3 protein-coding genes are annotated in these 1,694 nt (G+C 75.8%); all 3 read left to right on the top strand.

What is annotated here, in order from left to right; all coding sequences use genetic code 11:
• On the top strand, positions 1–636 hold a 636-nt coding region (locus BCD48_RS22025), incomplete at its 5' end, for a Na+/H+ antiporter subunit E (protein WP_157910549.1).
• Positions 636–1,022, top strand: coding sequence for an MrpF/PhaF family protein (locus BCD48_RS22020; protein WP_071050291.1), 387 nt, complete (start codon positions 636–638; stop codon positions 1,020–1,022). The genes BCD48_RS22025 and BCD48_RS22020, both read left to right, overlap by 1 nt.
• Positions 1,019–1,414 (top strand): monovalent cation/H(+) antiporter subunit G, encoded by a 396-nt coding sequence (gene mnhG, locus BCD48_RS22015; RefSeq protein WP_198543348.1) that lies wholly within the window; start codon positions 1,019–1,021, stop codon positions 1,412–1,414. Before BCD48_RS22020 ends, mnhG begins: the two co-directional genes overlap by 4 nt.
• Positions 1,415–1,694: the final 280 nt, after the last annotated feature.

Raw genomic sequence — 1,694 nt, 5'->3', positions numbered from 1 at the left:
GTGAGCGCGTGCCCGCCCGCGGCGACGCCCAACGGGCCGCGTCCGCGCCCGCCGTGGCGGCGGCCGGGCGCCGCGGTCGCGGCGGCCGCCCGCCGACCGGGGCAGGTCGCCTGGCTGTGGCTGGTCTGGATGTTGCTGTGGGGACGGCTGAGCGTGCTCGCCGCGCTCAGCGGGCTGCTCGTCGCCGTCGCCGTGCCGGCGGCGTTCCCGTCGCCGCCGCCCGAGGCCGCGCCCGGTCGCCGCCGGCCGCGGCCGGCGGCGACCGGCTGGCTGGCCGTCCGGCTCCTGGCCGGCCTGCTGCCGGCGAGCATCACCGTCGCGGCGCAGGTGTTCCGGTACGGCCCGGCCATGCCATCCGTGATCGTCGCGGTCCCGCTGCGAACCCGATCCGAGGTCATCGCGGTCCTGGTGGCCGACGCGGTCTCCCTCGCCCCCGGCTCGGCGGTCATCCAGGTCGACCGTGAGAACGGCGTCTTCTACGTCCACGCCCTCGTCGCCCCGGGCCCGGGGGCCGTCGAGACCGTCCGCGCCCATGCCGACGCCCTGCAACGGCGGGTGATCCTCGCCCTGGGCCACGACCTCGTCCCGCCGCGGCCGCCCCCGGCCGGCGGGGCGGGCGCCACCGGGAGGCAGTGATGCAGGTCGTCTACACCATCACGCTGGCGATGGTCACCGCCGCGGGCCTGCTCACGCTGGTCAGGGTGGTGCGCGGCCCGTCGGAGCTGGACCGCGTCGTCGCCCTCGACGTCCTGGTCGTACTGATCGTCACCGCGGTCACGGTCGAGGTCGCGCGGCTCCAGGAGGGCTTCAACCTGGCGCTGCTCGGCTCGGTGGCTCTCCTCGGATTTCTCGGCGCGGCCACGGCCGCCCGCCTCGTCGAGCTGCGCGGCCCGCCGACACCACGCCCGCCCCGTTCCAGCCCACCAGCTTCCGACCCACCGCGGCCCAGTCCTCGATGGCCCAGCCGCCTGTGGTCCGGCCTGGGGCGGTCCGTGCGTCGGCGGCCGGGGCCGGGCCGGTGACCGGCATCGTCGCCGACGTCGCGACCAGCGTGCTGATGCTGGGCGGTGCCGCGTTCTGCCTGCTCGGCGCGTGGGGGCTGCTGCGTTTCCCGGACGTCCCGGCCCGGCTGCAGGCCGCGACCAAGCCGCAGACGATCGGCCTGCTCGCGATCCTCGCCGGCGCCGCGCTGCAGACCGACCTGCGGTATGCCTCCGGACTCATCCTCGTCGGCCTGTTCCAGCTGGTCACCGCCCCCGTCCTCGCCCAGCGGATCAGCCGAGTCGCCTACCGCACCGGCTACCTGCGCCGCGACCTGCTGCTCGCCGACGAGCTCGCGGACGGTCTCCCGGACGCCGCCGACACCGCCGACGATGACCCGGCCGACACTGGCGACGAGGAACCGCCCGGCTGACCGTCACGCGTTGGGGCGGTGATCCCGCGCAGCCACGTGAGCGCGTCCGCGGCGCCTCTATGCGGCTCCCGCGCCTCGCCTCCCCGCCTCCCCGCCTCCCCCGCCGGCAGCGTGCCCGGAGCCGAGAGGCGGACCGGGCGCGGCCGGCCGTTCGCTGGCTAGGATTGCGGCGGCTGCCAAAGCTCCTAGAGGGCCAAAGGGTGTGCGAAAATGATCTTCCTTCGCACACCCGGCGGCCGTTGTCCCAAGGATCACTAGAGGGCCAAAGGGTGTGCGAAAA

The organism is Pseudofrankia coriaricola, assembly GCF_001854805.1.
Classification (GTDB): Bacteria; Actinomycetota; Actinomycetes; order Frankiales; family Frankiaceae; genus Pseudofrankia.
This window is presented reverse-complemented; position numbering and strand designations above follow the sequence as displayed.